The sequence below is a fragment of the Nocardia jiangxiensis NBRC 101359 genome, from assembly GCF_000308615.1.
Classification (GTDB): Bacteria; Actinomycetota; Actinomycetes; order Mycobacteriales; family Mycobacteriaceae; genus Nocardia; species Nocardia jiangxiensis.
This window is the reverse complement of the sequence record NZ_BAGB01000023.1, coordinates 12,998-31,429: the sequence shown is the minus strand read 5'-3', so window position 1 is coordinate 31,429 and position 18,432 is coordinate 12,998. Positions and strand designations below refer to the sequence as shown.

17 protein-coding genes are annotated in these 18,432 nt (G+C 65.4%); 2 read left to right on the top strand and 15 right to left on the bottom strand.

What is annotated here, in order from left to right; translation table 11 throughout:
* Positions 1-77 precede the first annotated feature (77 nt).
* From ON40_RS07055 to ON40_RS07045, 3 genes are all read right to left on the bottom strand, one after another.
* Positions 78-1,619, bottom strand: a complete 1,542-nt coding sequence (locus ON40_RS07055) for a class I adenylate-forming enzyme family protein (RefSeq protein WP_040819802.1) — start codon at positions 1,617-1,619, stop codon at positions 78-80.
* Between the two features lie 199 nt (positions 1,620-1,818).
* Positions 1,819-3,069, bottom strand: coding sequence for a CaiB/BaiF CoA transferase family protein (locus ON40_RS07050; protein WP_040819801.1), 1,251 nt, complete (start codon positions 3,067-3,069; stop codon positions 1,819-1,821).
* The gene (locus tag ON40_RS07045) at positions 3,066-3,710 is read right to left on the bottom strand and encodes a PaaI family thioesterase (protein ID WP_040819800.1); all 645 of its coding nucleotides are present in this window, start codon (positions 3,708-3,710) and stop codon (positions 3,066-3,068) included. The genes ON40_RS07050 and ON40_RS07045 overlap by 4 nt, the downstream gene beginning before the upstream one ends.
* A gap of 98 nt (positions 3,711-3,808) precedes the next feature.
* On the opposite strand from ON40_RS07045, the gene ON40_RS07040 reads away from it, so the two are divergent.
* Positions 3,809-4,957 (top strand): RNA-guided endonuclease InsQ/TnpB family protein, encoded by a 1,149-nt coding sequence (locus ON40_RS07040; protein WP_040819799.1) that lies wholly within the window; start codon positions 3,809-3,811, stop codon positions 4,955-4,957.
* Positions 4,958-4,990: 33 nt separating this feature from the next.
* Here the strand turns inward: ON40_RS07040 and ON40_RS07035 are convergent, their stop codons facing one another.
* Together ON40_RS07035 and ON40_RS07030 are read right to left on the bottom strand one after the other, a co-directional pair.
* On the bottom strand, positions 4,991-5,758 hold the full coding sequence (locus tag ON40_RS07035; RefSeq protein ID WP_040819798.1) for an enoyl-CoA hydratase/isomerase family protein: 768 nt from the start codon (positions 5,756-5,758) through the stop codon (positions 4,991-4,993).
* A 2-nt stretch (positions 5,759-5,760) separates the two neighbouring features.
* Entirely contained in the window at positions 5,761-6,945 is a 1,185-nt protein-coding gene (locus ON40_RS07030) for an aromatic ring-hydroxylating oxygenase subunit alpha (RefSeq protein WP_040819796.1), read from the bottom strand.
* An 86-nt stretch (positions 6,946-7,031) separates the two neighbouring features.
* On the opposite strand from ON40_RS07030, the gene ON40_RS07025 reads away from it, so the two are divergent.
* Positions 7,032-7,631: a TetR/AcrR family transcriptional regulator gene (locus tag ON40_RS07025; RefSeq protein ID WP_051192777.1), complete on the top strand. Its 600-nt coding sequence runs from the start codon at positions 7,032-7,034 to the stop codon at positions 7,629-7,631.
* Between the two features lie 198 nt (positions 7,632-7,829).
* On the opposite strand, the gene ON40_RS07020 is transcribed toward ON40_RS07025, so the two are convergent.
* The 10 genes from ON40_RS07020 to ON40_RS06970 all read right to left on the bottom strand — a co-directional run bounded on the left by ON40_RS07020 (position 7,830) and on the right by ON40_RS06970 (position 18,166).
* Complete coding sequence (locus ON40_RS07020) at positions 7,830-8,498, bottom strand: hypothetical protein (protein ID WP_040819794.1); 669 nt, start codon at positions 8,496-8,498, stop codon at positions 7,830-7,832.
* A gap of 59 nt (positions 8,499-8,557) precedes the next feature.
* Positions 8,558-9,514, bottom strand: coding sequence for an MlaD family protein (locus ON40_RS07015; protein ID WP_040819792.1), 957 nt, complete (start codon positions 9,512-9,514; stop codon positions 8,558-8,560).
* Positions 9,511-10,518, bottom strand: a complete 1,008-nt coding sequence (locus tag ON40_RS07010) for an MlaD family protein (RefSeq protein ID WP_051192776.1) — start codon at positions 10,516-10,518, stop codon at positions 9,511-9,513. Before ON40_RS07010 ends, ON40_RS07015 begins: the two co-directional genes overlap by 4 nt.
* The gene (locus ON40_RS07005) at positions 10,515-11,612 is read right to left on the bottom strand and encodes an MlaD family protein (protein WP_051192775.1); all 1,098 of its coding nucleotides are present in this window, start codon (positions 11,610-11,612) and stop codon (positions 10,515-10,517) included. The genes ON40_RS07010 and ON40_RS07005 overlap by 4 nt, the downstream gene beginning before the upstream one ends.
* Position 11,613: 1 nt before the next feature.
* A complete protein-coding gene (locus ON40_RS07000; protein WP_051192786.1) occupies positions 11,614-12,624 on the bottom strand; it encodes an MlaD family protein in 1,011 nt (336 codons plus the stop codon).
* Complete coding sequence (locus ON40_RS06995; protein ID WP_040819790.1) at positions 12,621-13,634, bottom strand: MlaD family protein; 1,014 nt, start codon at positions 13,632-13,634, stop codon at positions 12,621-12,623. Before ON40_RS06995 ends, ON40_RS07000 begins: the two co-directional genes overlap by 4 nt.
* Entirely contained in the window at positions 13,631-14,719 is a 1,089-nt protein-coding gene (locus ON40_RS06990) for an MlaD family protein (protein ID WP_040819787.1), read from the bottom strand. Before ON40_RS06990 ends, ON40_RS06995 begins: the two co-directional genes overlap by 4 nt.
* 4 nt (positions 14,720-14,723) lie before the next feature.
* The gene (locus tag ON40_RS06985; RefSeq protein WP_169541831.1) at positions 14,724-15,596 is read right to left on the bottom strand and encodes an MlaE family ABC transporter permease; all 873 of its coding nucleotides are present in this window, start codon (positions 15,594-15,596) and stop codon (positions 14,724-14,726) included.
* Positions 15,597-15,598: 2 nt separating this feature from the next.
* The gene (locus ON40_RS06980; protein ID WP_051192784.1) at positions 15,599-16,405 is read right to left on the bottom strand and encodes an MlaE family ABC transporter permease; all 807 of its coding nucleotides are present in this window, start codon (positions 16,403-16,405) and stop codon (positions 15,599-15,601) included.
* A gap of 717 nt (positions 16,406-17,122) precedes the next feature.
* Entirely contained in the window at positions 17,123-18,166 is a 1,044-nt protein-coding gene (locus tag ON40_RS06970; RefSeq protein ID WP_051192783.1) for an ABC transporter ATP-binding protein, read from the bottom strand.
* Between the last annotated feature and the right edge of the window lie 266 nt (positions 18,167-18,432).

Here is an 18,432-nt window from a genome sequence, read left to right as displayed (position 1 = left end):
CAATGCCATTCCGTCCTTCATTACTCGGGCTCCATTTCTGTCGTTCCTGCGCCGAACGTCGATGCCGTGCGTCTGCGCTAGGCGGTCGCCGCAGTCCCGCGCACCGCGATCGCATCGGACGGCGCTTGCGGAAACCGCTGACGCAATACCGGTTTGGCCATCTTGCCGGAGAAGGTCCGCGGCAGCGGCTCCCCCAGCGCCACAGCGTGTTTGGGGCGTTTGAACTTCGCGAGGTTCGCTCCGGCGAGAGCCTCGATCTCGGCCACCACCTCGGCGGCCGGACGGTGGCTGTGGAACACGACCATGGGCACCTCACCCCACCGGTCGTCCTTCACACCGATCACCGCGAGGTCCGCGACGCCCTCGATGACGTGCAACACCCGCTCGATCTCGGCAGGATAGACATTGAGGCCGCCGGAGATCAGCATGTCCTTGCTGCGGTCGACGATCTTGAGGAATCCGCCCTCGTCCTGCAGCCCGAGATCGCCGGTGCGCAACCAGCCATCGACCAGTGTCGCGGCGGTGGCCTCGGGTTTGCGCCAGTACTCGCGCATCACGTGCTCACCGCGGACGAGAATTTCGCCGACCTCCCCGGGCGGGGTGTCCACGTTCGGGTCGCCGATCGTGACCTGCGTTCCCACCAGCGCGAGTCCGGCGTAGCCGGGGCGGGTGGAGGCATCCTCGTAGTTCAGCGTCGAGACCATGCCCGAGGCCTCGGTCAGCCCGTACACCTGCGTGAGCGGAATGCCGCGTGCGCAATAGAAATCCACGAGATCCACACCGACCGGTGCACCGCCGGTTCCGGCGAAGGTGAACTTCGCGAGTTTGCGTGCGCCGAAGTCGGGCAGCGTGGTCATCCGTTCCCAGATCACCGGCACCACCGTGGTCGCGGTGATCTGTTCGCGTTCGAGGGTGTCCAGGGCGATCTGCGGATCGTATTCGCGCAACAGCACCATCGTCGCCCCGGGCACCACCACCAGTTGCATGAAGATCGACAGCACCGAGCCGGTGTACACCAGCGGCGCCGCACACAGCACGCGGTCGCGCGCACTGAAGCCGTGACTGACCGTCTGCGCGATGCCCGGAGCCATCGCGCTGCGGTGGGTGACCACCGCGCCCTTCTGCACGCCCGTGGTGCCGGAGGTGTAGCAGATGAACGCGGCGTCGTCACCGGCGATGTCCACTCGGGGCGCGACGCCGGGATCACTCAGCGTGTCGTACGAGCGATGCGCGCTGCCGCCGATCGCGAAGATATCGAGCGGGATCTGCTCGGCGGCGACCTCGAGCAGCGAGGCGAATTCGTCCTCGATGATCACCACGCGTGGCGCGGAATCCACCACCATCGGCGCCAATTCCCTTGCCGTGAGCCGGAAATTGAGCGGCACGCTGATGGCGCCGATCTTGAGCGTGGCCAGGATGACGTGCGCCAACTCGGGCCGATTGAGCATCATGACCGCGACGCGGTCGCCCTTGCCGACGCCACGCGCCACCAGGCCACGGGCGAGGGCATCGGTCACCGCATCGAGTTCGGCCCACGTCTCGGCGTGGTCGCCGAAGACGATCGCCTGCTGATGGGGGCGGGTCTTACCCCAATAACGCGTCAGATCCGCGAGATTCATTCGAGTACCTCCTCGTTCGCCGACTGCTCGGCCGCGAGCACCGGCGGATGTGACCGCCCTCACTGCGTGTCGGTAAAACTAACAGCTTTAGATTTCTTGTGCAATACCCCGGCAAGCCCCCGATACAATCGGGATGTTGGCATGAAACTGACACTCACACAATGGATTTCGTGTGAGTGTCAATTTCCGCATATGCGGTTCAGCCGGTCGTTTCCGCATCCTTCGCATACAGGTGGCGATCGGCTGCCGCCGCGATGCGCGCGTCGTCGTAGCCGGCCACCTCCCGCAACACCCGCGCGGTATCGGCTCCGGCCCGCGGCGGCAGCGCGGGAGCGAATCTCTCCCCGGCCACCCGCACCGGACTGACCACGAATTCCAGCTCCCCCACCCCGGCGTAGTCGACGCGATAGGTGTTGTCCCTGGCCTGGAAATGCGGGTCGTCGAGCATCTCGGCCACGGTGTTGACCGGCCCACCGGCGATACCGTGGGCGAGGAACAACTCCACCCATTCCGCGCGAGTGCGCTGGGCGAAGATCTCCCGCAGCTCACGCCACACATGCTCGGCACGCTCCGGCGCGCCCTCGTCGGCGGTGGTCAGGTCGATCGCCACCAGATCCTCCCGGCCGATTGCGACCAGGAAGTTGCGCCAGAACTTCTCCACGTGCGAGCCGAACAGCACGGCCTTGCCGTCCTTGGTCCGATACGCCTCGAGCCGCGGCCAGTCCGGCAACCGTCCGTCCGGCAGCCACGTCGGGCGCGGGATCGATCGATCCCGGTTCAATTCCGCGTCGACCAGATCCGGCATCCATGCCGCGGCCACATCGATCCCGGAGACCTCCACGCGGCTACCGGTGCCGGTGGCGTTCGCACGATGCAGTGCCGCCAGCAACCCCATCGCCCCGTACGCGCCCAGGGCGTACATCGCGATCGGCGGACTGGTCGAACCGGCGATTCCGGTGACCGGCGGCTCATCGGGAGTCTCGACCTCACGCAGACCGGCGTACCCGTCGAAGACCGGTCCGCCCGTACCCAGACTGCGATACGGGCCCTCGGTCCCCATCCCGGACACGGTGCACAGCACGATTTTCGGGTTCACCTCCCGCAGCCGGTCGAATCCGATGCCGAGCCAATCCAGATACCCGCCGCGCATCCCCTCGATGACCGCGTCGCAGGATCGCGCCAGATCCAGGAATGCCTGCTTGCCCTCGGCCGAACGCAGATCCAGTGCGACCGAACGCTTTCCGCGATTCCACCGCAGGTGCATGAACGCCGGCCCGTCCGGATCGCCGACCGCGCGGGCACCACCCACGCGCACCGGATCACCGAGTGGGCCGGACTCGACCTTGATCACCTCCGCGCCCAGATCGGCCAGGTGCCCGCCGAGCGAGGCCGGTGCCAGCTGCGCGACCTCGAGCACGCGGACGCCGTGCAGCAGGGAGAATCCACTCATCCGGCGACCTCTTTCAGTTCCTTCGAAATATTGTGTGTCTGTTCGGGTTTCAGCTCGATCCACAACCCCTCGGCCTCGGTCAGCAGAACGTCGCCGTGATGCAGGCTGCCGTACATGATCCGTTTGCGGCCCTGCTGCCCGACCAGCCGCGCGGTCACCGTCAGCTCGGTGTCCAGCGGCGCGGGCGCGCGGAAGGAGACCTCCAGGCGGGCCGTGCGAGCCCACGGCCGGTGATGATTGGCCAACCGGGCCAGGATCTCGTCGAAGATCAGCGGCGCCACACCGCCGTTCATCGCGTAACGCCCCGAGTGGAAACGCCCGATTCGCACCCGTCCGATCGCGGTGGTGTCGGTGATCCGGTCCAGATGGATCGGCGGTATCAGCGCCTGCCCGTGTCCGGCCGATTCCCAGCGCTTTCCCGCGATCTGCTCATCCTCGTCCACCTCGAATTCGGCTACGGCCGCGGCGATCTCACGCAACCGCGCCGCTGCCGCCGCGGCGGCAGCCGGAGTCGGTTTACTGCGGGTGACCGCCTCCTGCGCGGCGCGCAGCGCCTCGATCAACTCGGCGTACTCGTCGTTCGCGCCGACCGTCGGGACGAACGGGTCCACCCAGGTCGGATTCCAGATATCGGGGCTCATCGGGGATCCGGCTTGGATACTCCGTCGTTCACGGCGGCAAGGAAACGGCGGACAGGTCGGTTGTGGCGCACGCCAGCTTCTTTCGATAGTATGTTCGAATGGATGAGGTGGTGCGGTATACATTCCGGCTCCGGCCCGGCCGCACCGCCGAGAAGGTGCTGCTGGCCGAGTGGGGGCGGTGCCGTTGGTTGTGGAATGAGGCGGTCCACCAGCAGAGGTCTGGACAGAAGCCGACGTTCGCCAAGCTCGGGAAGCTGCTGACCCGAGCGCGCGCGTCGATGCTGTGGCTGCGGGAGGGTTCGCAGGTCGCGCAGCAGCAGATGTTGCGTGATTATGCGCGGTCGCTGGAGCAGTCCTTTACGGTGGCCGGGCGTGGTCGTCCGAAGGTGAAGTCCGGCAAGAGGTCTCTGCCGTCGCTGGAGTACACCCGGCGTGGATTCTCGATCCGTGAGGGCCGTTTGATGCTGCCGAAGGGCGTCGTGATTCCGGTGGTGTGGTCGCGAGAGTTGCCGTGCGAGCCGACATCGGTGCGTGTCAACCGGGACAGTCTGGGGCATTGGTATGCCTCCTTTGTCGCGCGCCGGGATATCGTGGCCTCTCCACCCGGGCTGGGCGGTATCGGGATCGATTGGGGTGTGGCCACCACTGCGACGACCTCCGATCCCGCGTTCGACCTTCCGTATCTTGGTCACCGCAAGCGATGCACCGCTGAATTGGCGAAGGCGCAGCGCAGGATGGCGCGACGCCACCGCAACGGCCGTCCGCCCTCGCGGGGTTATGCCGATGCCAAACGGCAGGCTGCCCGGCTGGCCAAGAAAGCTGCCCGGCGAACTGTGCACGACTCGCGGGTGTGGGCCAAACATGTTGTCGACCGGCATGATCTGATCGCCGTCGAGGATTTTCAGCCGGCGTTTTTGGCGAAGTCGACGATGGCGCGCAAGGCCGCTGATGCCGCGATCGGTGCGGCCAAGGGTGCACTGATCGAGCGTGCCGTGCGGGCCGGGCGCAAGGTGGTGATGATCCGGCCCGCGTACACGAGCATGACGTGCAGTCGGTGTTTCGCGAGAACCAAGCGACTCGGCCTGCACGAGAGATACTTCCGGTGCCCGGACTGCGGCTACGCCGAGGGTCGGGATCGGAACGCTGCCAGAGTGGTTCTGGCCGTGGCAGAACGGGGCCACGTCAGTGTCGACGACGTCAGACAATCCGATCACCTCCTTCGGGTGGATAGTTCGGTTGCGGTCTGAGCTGGAAATCTCCCGCCTTCAGCGGGAGAACCGTTAAACCTCACCTGCGGTCGGTCTGCTCGCGAAGAAGGTCGAGAACATCTCGGCGATCGGCTGTTGTCGGAGCGTCGAACGCACGGCTGAGTTCTCGTGTTCGTATCGGGCGCGAAGGTTCCGGCCGGGGCCTTCCAACAGCAGTTGTTTGATCTGCTGTATTCCTTCCGGCGGTTGCGCGGCGATATCCTTCGCCACCTGCAGCGCCGTCTGACTCACGTCCGGCTCGTACCGGTTGAGCAGGCCGATGCGGTATGCCTCCGCGCCGGGCACCGCCCGTGCGGTCAACAGCAGATCGCGGGCGTGCGAGGCGCCGATCAAGGTGTCCAGCAACCAGGTCAGATTCGCCCCGCCGTATCGGGCGGCGCTGACCGCCATGGTGGTCGCGGGACCGCCGACGCGCAGGTCCGAACAGGCCGCGTACATGGTTCCCGCGCCGTAGGCGATTCCATCGACGGCCGCCACGGTCGGTTTCGGGTAGGTCAGATACCGCCACAGCATGTCCTCGCGTTCGGTCATCGACGCCTGCGCGGCCTCGGGCGGCATCGCCTCGAGTTCCTTCAGGTCGTAACCGGCGCAGAAGGCCCGCTCACCGGCTCCGGCCAGAACCACCACGCGCACCGAATCATCCTGCGCGGCATCGGATAACGCAGCATCCAGTGCGCGTTGCAGGGCGATCGGCATCGCGTTGTGCGCGTGCGGGCGATCGAGCGTCAGCCGGAGCACGCCGGGCGCCGGGTGATCCCGGCGCAGATCCTCCTCGGCCACGACTACTGGACCGCGACCGGCCGCGCACCACGCTCGGTGTCGTACCGTGCCACATCGTCGGCGACCATCTTGTGAAAAACCTGCCCCGGCAATTCGTTTCGCCCGTAGATCAATTCGGTGACCTGACCGTGCGCGGCGTTGTCGGTGATCGTCTTGGTGACGTACCAGTCCTCGGCGTGCAACGTCTCCATCAGCAGATCCCAGTTCTTCTCCAGGATCCGTTCCTCCCGCGGCGTCTCCGGTTTGCGCGGGGACAGCAGCCGGATGGTGCAGTAGCTGACGTTCGGGTCCTGCGCGTCCGGCACGATCGTCCAGATCTCGAAGTGGTTGGGCTCGGTCACCAGCATGGTCCCGGGATAGATCGTGTAGTTGGCCAACGAATAGTCGCGGACGTCGAACGAATCCGGATCGGCGTCGCGCACCTCGGTGATCGCCTTGCGCGCCACCACGAGTCGCCACGAACGGCCGACCGGGTCGAAGGCGGTGATATTGCCCTCGAGATAGTTGCAGACCGTCTTGGTGTGCAACTGGCACAGGTGATACGAATCCTGCACCCCGTCCACGGCGATCTTCCAGTTCATCTCCAGCCGCCAGGTCTCCTTGCGCACCTGGTACGACCCACCCATCCCGGTATCGGTGACCTCCGCGTCGTGCTTGTCTCCCAGGATCGCGGCGATGTCCAGGCTCGCGCCGACGGTCGGCACCACCCAGACCAGCCCGTGCCGGACCTCGCACGGGAATTCGACCAGGCCGTAGTCGCCGCGATCCATGCCGTCGAAGCCTTCGGCGTGCGGCATGCCGCGCAGCGAGCCGTCCTTGCCGTAGGACCAGTTGTGGTAGCGGCAGGCGAATACGCGCTTGCAACCGGACTCGGCGAATTCGACCTTGGCTCCGCGGTGGCGGCAGACGTTGGAGAACGCCTTCACGCTGCCGTCGCTCTGCCTGACCACCAGCAGCGGCGTCCCGATCAGCTCGGTGGTCAGGAAATCGCCGGCCTTCGCCAGCTCGTCCACGTGCGCCACGATATGCGGGAATCGCCGCACCACGGCTCGTTCCTTGTCTGCCAGCTCGGGATCGTCGAATACCGAAAAGGACACGCGGAGAAGGTCTTCCGCATAGTCGGTGGTGTTGTTGTCCACGTGGGCGATGAGCCGCTGCGTGAGCCTGATCTTCTCGTCGCGCTCCATGATCCGAGAGTGGCACACGAGACAATGATTGTCTAGTGTCTTATCTAAAGGTTTTCGATTACGCGATAACTTGGTACCGTTGCCTCGTGACTGCACGCGGCACCGAGATCGAGCGCCCGGCCGATACCCGATCGGCCATCCTCGCCGCGGCCGAATCCTGTTTCGCTCGCCTCGGCATCGCGGGCACGACCATGGAGGACGTGGCCAAGGCAGCCTCGAGTTCGCGCGCGACGGTGTATCGCTACTTCGCCGATCGCGATGCGCTGGTGACCGAATCGGTGGTGCGCCGCGCCCGCGCGAACATGGCTTCCGCGCGCGAGTTCATCGCCCGGCGACCCACCATCGAGGACAGCATCGTCGAGGGCATCTGCGAGGACGTACGCCGCGGCCGCCGCGACCCGATGGTGCATCGCCTGGTCTCACCGGCGGAGATGGTGCTGGCCGCACGGCTGCTCACCGAGTCCGGCCGGGCCCGCGAGCTGACCTACGAACTGTGGGAACCGATCCTGGCCCGAGCCCAGACCACCGGCACGATCCGCGCCGATCTCGATCTCCGGCTGCTGTGCGAATGGATCTCGGAGCTGGAGATGTACTACATCGCCCGCGGATCGACCCCCGAGGCCGAGGACCTGGACACCATCCGGGCGCGACTGCGCACATTCCTGCTTCCGGCACTACTCCCCTGACGCGGCGCGGCGCGAACGGACACAAGGTCCGGCCTCGTGTCCGGGCCGGATCACCGCTCCACCCGGCAGCCGATCACTCACCACCGCAATACGTTCCGCTGCAATCGAATTGGAGATCCGACGCGGCGACCGTCCCGGCACACGTCCGGGCCCGGCGCACACCGCAGTCGGTGTGCACCGGGCCCGGGCGCGCGGGGCTCACCGCGGCGCGGCGGCACCGTTCAGAGCCGATCCGATACCGCCGATATCGGTGATGGTCCAGTTGCTGTGGCTGTCCAGGGTCAGCTGATAGGTCGCGGTCGACTGGATGCCCTCGGGCGCTTGACTGTTCTTGGTCAGCACGCTGACGAAACAGTCCACCGCGTAGATGCCGTTGTTGTCCGAACGCACCTTCGCTGCAACAGGTTTCGCTGTCGACACCCATTGCAGCGGGGTGATGATCTGTTCCATCGAAGTGGCGGCCTGGGTCAGCCGATTCGACAGTTCCGGACTGGTGCCCTTGGTCAGGCGCGTGCGCCAGGAGGCCACATCCTGGAAGTTCATCTGTGCCGCGGCGGTGGCGTAGTCGAGTGCCACCTGCTCGGCGTGCGCGGTCCCGGCCTGATCGGCCCGGGCTGCGTCGATCTGATCGGCCTTGTCACTCAACTGCCAGCCCAGGACCGCCACTGCGACGGCCAGTATCAGGACGATCGCCGCGGTCGCAACGGTTTTCAGTTTGATCGAGGAATCGCCGGTGCGTCGGCCGCGACGCAGGGCGGAGGACAACACCGCCGATCGCCGGCGCGTCCGGTCCTCGGATGTGGATTCGGATGCCGCGGCGTCGGTGTCGGCCTCGGGGTCGGTGAGCACGGAAGTGGAGTTGGTCATGGAAGCCTTCTTCGAACGGGGATGGTCACGAGAAATCGCTGTCGTCGCGGGGGCAGGGGCTACCTCCCCGGGGGTCGCAGGTGCACGGTGATCGCATCACCCGATGAGGTCGAATCGAGCGCGTTGTCCAGCAGCCGCCCGACGTCCACGGTCGACATCGCCGCCGCCCCGGCGCGGACGCCGGGGAGCAGATCCACGCCCAGGGTGTGCAGATCGCCAGAACTCTTGTCCAGGAATGCCTGCAGCTGATCGATCAGCGGGGCAGCACCGTCACGAATGCTGGTCAGCGGCCCGAAGGACGCGGCGAAGTACACGCCGCCGAGCATGTCGTCGAATCCCGAACCGAACGCGGCCAGCCGAGGTGCGGCACCGGCGAGATCATCGGGCACGGTCCCGGCGCCCTGGAGCAGCGGCTGTAGCTTACTGAGCAGCTGGGTCAGATCGCCCGATCGCTGTGTCAGGGTCTGGGCCAGCAGTTGACCAGCTCGTGACAGGTCGCCGAGGATCCAGGAGTCGTCGGGCAGCGCGACATCGATGGTCTCGAAGATCTCGCGGACCCGATCGGGCTCGACCTGCTCGAGCATCCGGGTCAGCCGCGCCGACAGCTCCTGGAAGGTGGTCGGCACGACCACGTGGGCCGCAGGCACGGTGGCGCCGTCGGCGAGATAGGGACCGGACTCGGTCGCCGGGGATACCGCCACGTACGCCTCCCCCAGCGCCGAGAGGTTGTCCACCCGGAATCTGCTGTCCATGGGAATGCGGTACCCGTTGTCGTAGTTCCACGAGATCTCGGCATGGTCCGACCCGGGGGTGATGCCGGTGACATGTCCGATCGCTACGCCGCGCAGCAGGACCCGGGAACCGACCGCCAGGCCGTTGGTGTCGGGAATCGACATGCTGGCGGTTCGAACATGTTGTAGCAGAACGATATCCAGGCCGACGTGGTTCATGTAGACGAACGAGGATCCGGCCAGGACCGCCATGCCGACGATCGATGCGACGGTCTTGAGGCTCATTTCACCGCTCCCAGCATGCGCATCAGATTCTCGACGTCCCCGACGATCTCGTCCCCCTCGGCCGTATTGATCGAGCGGATGTCGACCGACGGATTCTGGGCGAAAGGCAGGACCGTCGTCCGCAGGAAATCCGACAACGCGGCGGTATCCGCGGGCGCGTCGTCCCAGATACCGCGCCCGACAGCGCCGGTCGCGGCCAGTGAGTTCAGCATCGGCACCATCCACAGGCCGCCCTCGTACACGCTGCCGACCGAGGGGAGGATCTGGCTGATGTAGGACACGATGTTCACCGCGGTGCGGCGCCAGTAGTGCACGGTCGGCTGCGAGAACAAGGTCGCCAGGGTCTGTCCCTTGGCGTCGATCGCGGCGCCGGTTGCGGAGAAACCGTTCAGCATGCGGTCGATTTCGTTCGTATCGCCGGCCAGATCGCGCATGTCCCCGGCGACCACCGTCGCGAGGCGCTGAACGTCACGAGGCTTCGGCATGACGGCATTGATTCCGGTCATGGAGTCCTCGATCTTCTGGATGCTGCCGCCGTTGACGAAGTAGGCCAGCACCGCCATCGTGTCCTCCAGTTGCGGCGGCGAACTCGTGTGATCGACCGTCACCGTGCCGCCCGGCGGCAAGTACGGCCCGTGCACCACCGTCCCGTGGTCGAGCGCGATGTAGGTATCGCCCAGCAGGGTGTTCTGGCGGATGACCGCGTGCACGTCCGCGGGAATCTTCGTCCCGTCCTTCACACCGACTGTGACATCGACGAATTTCCCTGCCACAGAGAGGCTTTCGACCTCACCCACACGCAGGCCGTCCATCATCACATCGGCCCCGGTGGGCAGATTCATCGTGCTGGCGAACTGCAGCCCGAGCTGATGGCTCGCACCCACTCCGCCTCGCACCGAGGGCAGATCATCCGGCCGCACCGCCGTACACGCGCACGTCGCCAGCACGCAGCACCCGAGCATCGTCGCCACAGCACCGGTCTTCCATCGCGCGGATCTCTTCATCGCTGACCTTTCGCGAGTACCAGGCCCAACAACCCCGCAACCGGCACCTGGACGTGCCCGTCGGCGAGCGAGCAGCTACCCGGTTGTGAGTGGTTCGCCGCCGTACACAGCTCCGGAGCAGCCGGCGAGTCGACCTGCACGGTGGGCGGCCGGTAATCGATCGACATCCCGCCGTTGTTCGCTGCCTGCTGACGCAGTGTCGCGGCAATCGACGGTATCGAATCCAGCAGTCCTGCAATGTCTTTGGAATGAGTTGCCGCCAGGTGGATGGCGTCGGCGACCGGGCCCTGCAACTGTGGCCAGAGCAGTCCGCCGTAATTGGTCTGCACATCGTGCAACACGTTCACCAGCCAGCCGACACCGACACAAACGTCCACGACTCCGGGAAACAGATCGATACCGGCGCCGACCACAGCGGGCAGCTGATCCATGATGGATCGGATCGCGGGCCATCGCTGTAACGCTTCGTCGGTCAGCGGTGCCATGTTCTGGATGATGGAACCGATATCGGCGGTCAACCGGTCCGGGCTCGACGCCGCCGCGGCGGCGTGCAGCATCATCGTCCGCGCGTTGCCGCCCTGTCCCCGCAGTGCCTGGTCGAATCCGGATATCGCCTTCTCGAAGCTCTCGCTGTTGTCGTTCGGACTCAGCGCGTTGATGAAATCCGCTGCCGAGCCGGCGATTTCGGAGATGCTCTTGGGAGTGAAGCTGTGCTCCTGCGGGATGCACTGTCCCGCGGCGAGTTCCGGTCCGGTCCGGTAGTTGCCCACCAGTTCCACACTGCGGTCGGCGAGGATCGACTTCGAGCGCGTGACCGCGCGCACGTCGACGGGGAATCGCCGCCCGCCGTCGAGAGTGAACGACACCTGCACGTGATCGCCCTCGGGTTCGATGCGGTCGACATGACCGACCTGCAACCCCATCTGGGTGATGGGATTACCCGGATACAGGCCGATCGCGTCGGGCATCCGGGCACAGAACCCAGACAGTGATCGGGGGCCTGTCGGATCGACGGTGGCGAAGCCGAGGCCGCCGACCAGTGCGAGCGTGAGTACCGCACCGGCGCCGATCAGATACTTCTTCCGTTTCGTCATATCAGCACGTCCGTCCGGGTAGCGGAACACAGAGGTCGGAGGACAGCACGGTGCCGCCGGCGATCGTCGCCAGCCCCTTCGGGGTCAGCCACGCCTCGAGCTGGGCGCGCAGTCCCTTCAGTTTGTCGATGGCGGGTCCGATATTCGCCTGGAAGCTCTCGATCGACTTGCGCACCTGGTCCACCGCACCGCGCACCTGGTCCTTGTGGTCGAGATAGAACTTCATCTCCGGCTGCACTCGCATGAGGACGTCGCCGAGCAGGCGGTAGGCCTCGTTGAAGCCGACATGTGCGTTGTCATAGGTGGTCACGACCATGTCGATCTGGCGGATCAGGTCGAACACGAAGTCCCGGTTGCCGTTGAACGACTTCATGTACTCCGAGGCCAGGCCGGTGATCTGCTCGACCTGCGTACGCTGGCGATCCATCACGGCGGCGATGCTGTTCATCCCGGAGATCAACGACCTGATCGACGTCGAATTATGTTGCAGCGCTCGAGCTACCTGATCGATGTTCGCGTTCGCCGTGCTGCCCTGGACCTCATCGGTCACGTGCGGTGCGGCCTGCAGTACGTCCCCGATCGAATACGGGACGGTGACGTGGTCGAGCGGAATGACCCGCGAGCCCAGCGTGGAATTGCCCAGCGGAACGAGGGTCACCGCGTAACCGCCGACCGGCGTGAGCATTCGGACCTGGACACGAGAATCGTCGCCGATGAAGGTGTCGTCCGAGACCCGGGCCTCGACCAGCACCGTGTCCGGCCGGAACGACAGCTTGGTGATCTTGCCGACGGTGATCCCGGCCACCCGGACCTCCGCACCGGTCGACAGCGCCGATGCGTCGGTGGTCTCGAACGATACGGTGCGCTGCGCGACCGGATGGGTGTAGAACACGGTCGTCGCGCCCAGCGCCACGACCGCCGTCACCAGCACCGCCGTTCCGAGCAGAATTTCACTGGCGGAAACCCGCCGCACCAGCGCGCGTATCGCGCCGGGACGGGGTCCGCTCGTCATCGGGTCCGGCACAGCACGACCTCGCTCCCGTTCAGCAAAACCTTGACCTCCGTGGGAAGTTGGGCAACTCCGTTGCTGCAGTTCATCGACGCGGAAGTGGCCGAGGTCTGCGGCATCTGCAGCCCGGCGAACGCCACCGGCAACAACCGCAACGCCTCGGCGGCCTGCGGCAGGGAGGCGAAGGCGTGGGACAGGATCTGGTCGACGTTCACGCCGCGGGCAAGACCGAGTTGGATGAGCAACTGGTGGATCGGTGTGAGGAACTCGGGTCCGAATTTCGCCGTCTTCGGAAACTGACTCAGTACGGTCATCGCCTTGGCGACCGGGAAACTCATCGACTTCAGAAATTCCTGCACCTCCGGTGACCTGCCGCCCATCGAATCCGAGATCCGCGAAAGGTTCGTGACGAGCACCGAGATGACCTGTTCGCGGTCGTGCGCGAGATCGGCGAGCCGCTGCACGCTGTCGAGCATCGGCGCCAGGCCCGATCCGTCCCCCTGCAACAGGGTGATGGCGTTCTGCATGAAGGTGTTGATCTCGTTGGTGCTCATCGTGTTCAGCACCGGCTGCAGGCCGTTGAACAGCTGGGTGATGTCGAACGAGGGGCGGGTCCGATCGGTGCCCAGCGTGTGCACCGGACGGCCCGGCCGGTCCGGCTCCTGCAGATCGACGTATCGAACCCCGGTGAGGTTCTGGTACTTCACGGCGAGCACGGTGTTGTCGAGCAACCGGTACGGACGCTCGAGCGAGAAGCTCACCCGCGCGATGCTCGCACCGTTCTCCCGGGTGAGCTCGATCGCCGAAACCTTCCCCACCCGAACGCCTTTCGTCCGGATGTCACCATTGACGTGCAGCCCGGACACATCGGTGAACTCGGCAGTGTAGCTGTTGGTCGCACCCTGTACCGGGCTCTTGATCGCGCTGAGAATGATCGAGAACAACACCACCGCCACGACCGCGGCGACGCCGAGCTTGCCCAGCGTGATGAACAATTTGGTCCGTGGGCTCATCGGTGTCCCTCCCCGGCGGGCGCAGTCGGAATCCCGGTCAGCGCCAACGGTGTGGCGAACATCGGCAGATCGTCCACGATGATGCGCAGATTCAGGGTCTTGTGACCGCCGCTGCCGGTGAAGGCGGCGTTGTAGCGGTCGATCAGCGTCATCAACTTGCCGGGGGCGGCACCGCCGCCGAGCATGTGCGGCATGACGTCGGTCAACGCCGCGACGAGCTGGGTGACCGGGGTGAGCTGCGCGCCGTGGGAGGCGAGCAGGTGACCGGCCTTGCCGAACAGGCTGTTGGCGGCCAGGCCCAGACCTTCGTCGGTCTTGTCCATGAACGCGTCGTCCACACCCACCGACCCGTCCGCTCGCCGGTTGTATTCACTGTTGTAGATGTTGTAGAGAGCGTCGATCGCCTGGGTCTCGAAAGCGGGCATGACCGCGAGGATGTCGTCGGCGCGACGCATCAGTTCGGTCGGCAGCGCCTGCTGGGTGGCCGCCACCCGATCGGCGAGGACGATTCCGGATTGGATCAGCGGCGTCAGTCCGTCGGTGTAGCGGATGACCTTGTTCAAGCTGGTAACGATCGACTGGGTCAGTGTCCCGTCGACCGCCAGCGAACCCTTCTCCAGCATCGTCGACATGGTGAAGTCGCCGGTGGGCGTCTTGTCCAGCGTGCTGCCGGACACCAGCCGATCTCCCTCCGGATGGGCGATCAGATCAACCGCGCTGATGCCGAAGTAGTTCTGCGGACGGAAATCCAGGTCGAAGTCGTCGGTCAGCCGCTCGGAGATCCCCGATTGCAGTTGCAGGCTCATCCGCACCGTGCCCGGATCGGTCTTCTCGAGGCCGGTGACCTCGCCGATCTCCGCACCGTGCAGAATCACCTTCGTCCCGGTGCCGACGCCCGGACCGACATAGGGCACTTCGATATTCAGCGCCAGACCGGACGGCTTGTGATAGCGCGGGTACACCCACAGAGTGATCACCAATACGGCAGCGACCGTGACGGCGACCCCGGCAGCGGCGAGCTCGACGATGCGTTTCTGATCGCGGTCGGTGCCGCGCAGGAAGTCCTGATTGCGTGTCTTGGCCATCGACCTATCCTTTGAATACGAGCAGGGGGCTCAGTCCCCAGATCGCCACTGTCATAACGAAATTCAGTACAACGATCGCGACCAGGCTCGCCCGGATGGCGCGCCCCGACGCCGCGCCGACACCGGCGGGGCCACCGGAGGCGAAATAGCCGTAATAGCAATGGATCACCGTGACCATCGCGCAGAACGCCACTGCCTTGAGCACCGAGGCCCCCAGATCCGGCCAGCTCAGGAATTGCGCGAAGTAGTGGTCGTAGGTGCCGTGCGGCTGATTGTCGAAAACCTTGACGATGATCCCGCCGGTGAAGAACGCGACGACCAGCGCCATCAGATATCCGGGCAGCACCACCAGCATTCCGCCGATGAGCCGGGTGCCCACGACGAACGGAATCGCCCGCAGTCCCATGGATTCGGTGGCGTCGATCTCCTCGGAGATGCGCATCGCGCCGATCTCGGCGGTCATCCGGCAGCCGGCCTGGGCGGCGAATCCGATGCCGGTGATGATCGGGGCGATGACGCGAATATTGCCGAAGGAGCCGATGATTCCGGTCAGCGCGCCGAAGCCCAGCAGATCGAAAGCCATGAACGCCTCGATGGCCACGACCGCGCCGACCGCGACGCCGAGGAAGAACATCAGGCTGACCACGCCGCCGTCGACGATGAGCGAGCCACTGCCCCAGGCCATGTTGTTCATCGTCTTGATCGTCTGTTTGCGGTAGTGCCGAACAGTGACCGGCAGCAGCGCAAGGGTTTTGCCGACGAAGACAGCGACCTGACCGATCTCCCCGACCGCATCGCCCACACCGCGGCCGAGGGCGTGAAGTGGACGGGATATCAAGGTGGGCAACGTATTCGAGTAGTGCGACGAAGTACTCATCATCATGCCAATCGGGCCGGGAAGAACATCATCTGCAGCTGACTGATGAGCAGGTTCGTCATGAAGATGCAGAACACGCTCAGCACGACCGAGGCGTTGACGGCATTGGCCACACCCTTCGGCCCGCCCTTGGCCTCGAGGCCGCGCAGGCTCGCGATCAACACCACGATGGCGGCGAAGACCAGCGATTTGAGCACCGAGAACGCCAGATCGGTCGGCGTCGCGAAAGCACCGAACGACTGCCAGAAGCTCCCGGGCACAACGTTGTTCACATTCGCGGAGATGATCAGGCCCGCGAATACACCCGCCGCGACGATGATGATGCACAGCACCGGAGCGATCACGATCATCGCGATGAACCGCGGCATCACCAGTCGCTCAACGGGATCCACGCCCATCACACGCATCGCGTCGATCTCCTCGCGGATCGACCGCGCGCCCAGGTCCGACGCGATCGCCGAGGCCGCCGCACCGCTCATCAGCAGGCCCGCGGCCATCGGCGCGCCTTGGCCGACGACGCCGAGCCCGCTGGCCGCGCCCGCCAGCGAATTGGCCCCGACCTGATTCATGATGCCGCCCACCTCGACCGACACCTCCGCACCGATCGGAATCGCCATCAGCAGGGCCGGCAGCGCAGTGACCTTGAGCAGCAACCACATCTGATCGACCAGCTCGTACACCGGCATCCGCAGCCGGACCGTGTCGAGGACCGAGTAGCGCACGACCGCGGCGGTCAGATGCGCGGACCTGCCGAGGGTCGCCAGGCTCTCACGCGGCGCTCGCCGTAGATGCGCCAGTGCCCGGTGCATGCGGGACGGGGCTGTGGGCAACGGGTCGTCGCGATGTTCGGCCGGTGGCCCGCCGGGTGCGGGTACTGCGTGGGCGATCATCGGTGCCTGCGCGATGTTCATCGGGCACCTCCCTCCGTGGATGTCGACGCATGCGACAACTGCGCCGCTGTGAGATGTTTCTGATGGCTGGCGTGTGCGAAATTCTCAGAGCTGAGATTCGATGTCGCCGTGGATGATATTCATTGCAGTGCAATGGGTTTCAGACCTATACGCCGGATGCCACGCGAACTCGGCCACACCGGGGCGACCGGGTTCGGACGCCTGCGACGTCGGCTCGGCCCGAGTGACACGGAGCCGATGCCGGTCAGCGCCGCGATGGGAGAAGTACTGTGCGGTCACGTGTCGGACGACCGGGAAGTCGATTCGATTCGCGCTGCACCGGATTACCGGCACGGCGCCCCGAACATATTCGGGGGCCCGCGGATCGATCGCGGTATTCCTGATCGGTTCGGCGACATTGCCTTCGAGCGTCATTGTTCGATACTCCGATTTCACGAGACCGCAGTCGCCGTGCTGAACGGCGAGCAGTGGAGCCACCGGCACCCCGGATACCGACCCGGCACCTCGTCGTGATCCGAATCTCCAAGGGATGCACCACGTGTCGTGGCTCACAGAAAACATACGTTGTTTTACGCGTGACGTCAATCGTTTTATGTAAAACAGCTCTGTGTCGGCTCAGCGTTCCGCAAGGTCCGGCACCGCGGACGGCCGCGTATGACCGTCGCCGACCTCGAACTCATCCCCCTCGGCAACACTCGCCTGCACCGCGGCCCGCGCCGCGGGCGGAAGGGTATGCAGCATCTCGCGCACCCGCGCCCGCCGCCGTGCGACCGCACGCCGCTCCGGCATTCCGGGGGTGGCTTGCATCTGCGGGATGATTCCCTCGATCCGGTCCACCCCGCCCGCATGATGACCGGCCTCGACCAGCGCCTGTTCACGTTCTCGCTGCGCCTCGTCCTTCTCCTCGGACATACCGATCGGACCGACCATGCGGCCGTTGAGGAACTGCTCGACCACCGGTTCCTCGGAGGTCAGCAGCACCTCGCGCGGACCGAACATCACCAGCTCGCGACGAAAAAGCATGCCGATGTTGTCCGGCACCGTGCGCGCGAGATTGATGTTGTGCGTGACGATCAGGAACGTGGCGTCGATCTGGGCGTTGATATCCAGGAACAGCTGACTGATGTAGGTGGTGCGCACCGGATCCAGTCCCGAGTCCGGCTCGTCCACCAGGATGATCTCCGGATCCAGCACCAGCGCCCGCGCGAGTCCGGCGCGTTTGCGCATCCCGCCGGAGATCTCGCCGGGCAACTTGTCCTCCGCGCCGAGCAGACCGGTCAGCTCGAGCTTCTCCAGCACGATCCGCCGGAGTTGCGATTCGGTCTTGCGGGTGTGCTCCCGGAGCGGGAAGGCGACGTTGTCGAACAGGCTCATGGATCCGAACAGCGCCCCGTCCTGGAACAGCACGCCGAAAAGTTTGCGGATCTCGTACAGCTGCGCGGTCGAGCACATCATGATGTCGGTTCCGTCGACGTGGATCGCGCCACTTTCGGGCCGCAGCAGGCCGATCAGCGACTTCAGGAACACCGATTTGCCCGTACCGGAAGGACCGAGCAGGACGCTGACCTCCCCGGCCGGCAACGTCAGGCTGACGTCCCGCCAAATTGTCTGCGCACCAAAACTTTTGCTGATTCCCGTGGTGCTGACTTCGACACCCATGTTCTCTCCTCGGCCGAGCTCGGGCGCCTGGACCGCGCGCCATCGGGCAACCAGCTCGCTCGCGCCCATGGACCTGGGAGCCGAACGAGCTGTGATACAAACTACGATAGACGTCAGACGTTAGACGGGTCACACAATTCGTGCAATGATATCGGTGAGTCTTCGTTCGGCGGAGGCTTTCACACGGCCCGGGGCTACCACACCTGCGGAGCCGGGCGGCGCTGCTGCCCGAACCCCATTGGCCTACAGCACATCTGCGATCCCAG

Bases quoted from the DNA above. Each gene is read 5' to 3' on its own strand.
- ON40_RS07055 (WP_040819802.1), bottom strand. From the start codon at position 1,619: ATGAATCTCGCGGATCTGACGCGTTATTGGGGTAAGACCCGCCCCCAT.
- ON40_RS07050 (WP_040819801.1), bottom strand. From the start codon at position 3,069: ATGAGTGGATTCTCCCTGCTGCACGGCGTCCGCGTGCTCGAGGTCGCG.
- ON40_RS07045 (WP_040819800.1), bottom strand. From the start codon at position 3,710: ATGAGCCCCGATATCTGGAATCCGACCTGGGTGGACCCGTTCGTCCCG.
- ON40_RS07040 (WP_040819799.1), top strand. From the start codon at position 3,809: ATGGATGAGGTGGTGCGGTATACATTCCGGCTCCGGCCCGGCCGCACC.
- ON40_RS07030 (WP_040819796.1), bottom strand. From the start codon at position 6,945: ATGGAGCGCGACGAGAAGATCAGGCTCACGCAGCGGCTCATCGCCCAC.
- ON40_RS07020 (WP_040819794.1), bottom strand. From the start codon at position 8,498: ATGACCAACTCCACTTCCGTGCTCACCGACCCCGAGGCCGACACCGAC.
- ON40_RS07015 (WP_040819792.1), bottom strand. From the start codon at position 9,514: ATGAGCCTCAAGACCGTCGCATCGATCGTCGGCATGGCGGTCCTGGCC.
- ON40_RS07010 (WP_051192776.1), bottom strand. From the start codon at position 10,518: ATGAAGAGATCCGCGCGATGGAAGACCGGTGCTGTGGCGACGATGCTC.
- ON40_RS07005 (WP_051192775.1), bottom strand. From the start codon at position 11,612: ATGACGAAACGGAAGAAGTATCTGATCGGCGCCGGTGCGGTACTCACG.
- ON40_RS07000 (WP_051192786.1), bottom strand. From the start codon at position 12,624: ATGACGAGCGGACCCCGTCCCGGCGCGATACGCGCGCTGGTGCGGCGG.
- ON40_RS06995 (WP_040819790.1), bottom strand. From the start codon at position 13,634: ATGAGCCCACGGACCAAATTGTTCATCACGCTGGGCAAGCTCGGCGTC.
- ON40_RS06990 (WP_040819787.1), bottom strand. From the start codon at position 14,719: ATGGCCAAGACACGCAATCAGGACTTCCTGCGCGGCACCGACCGCGAT.
- ON40_RS06985 (WP_169541831.1), bottom strand. From the start codon at position 15,596: ATGAGTACTTCGTCGCACTACTCGAATACGTTGCCCACCTTGATATCC.
- ON40_RS06980 (WP_051192784.1), bottom strand. From the start codon at position 16,405: ATGCACCGGGCACTGGCGCATCTACGGCGAGCGCCGCGTGAGAGCCTG.
- ON40_RS06970 (WP_051192783.1), bottom strand. From the start codon at position 18,166: ATGGGTGTCGAAGTCAGCACCACGGGAATCAGCAAAAGTTTTGGTGCG.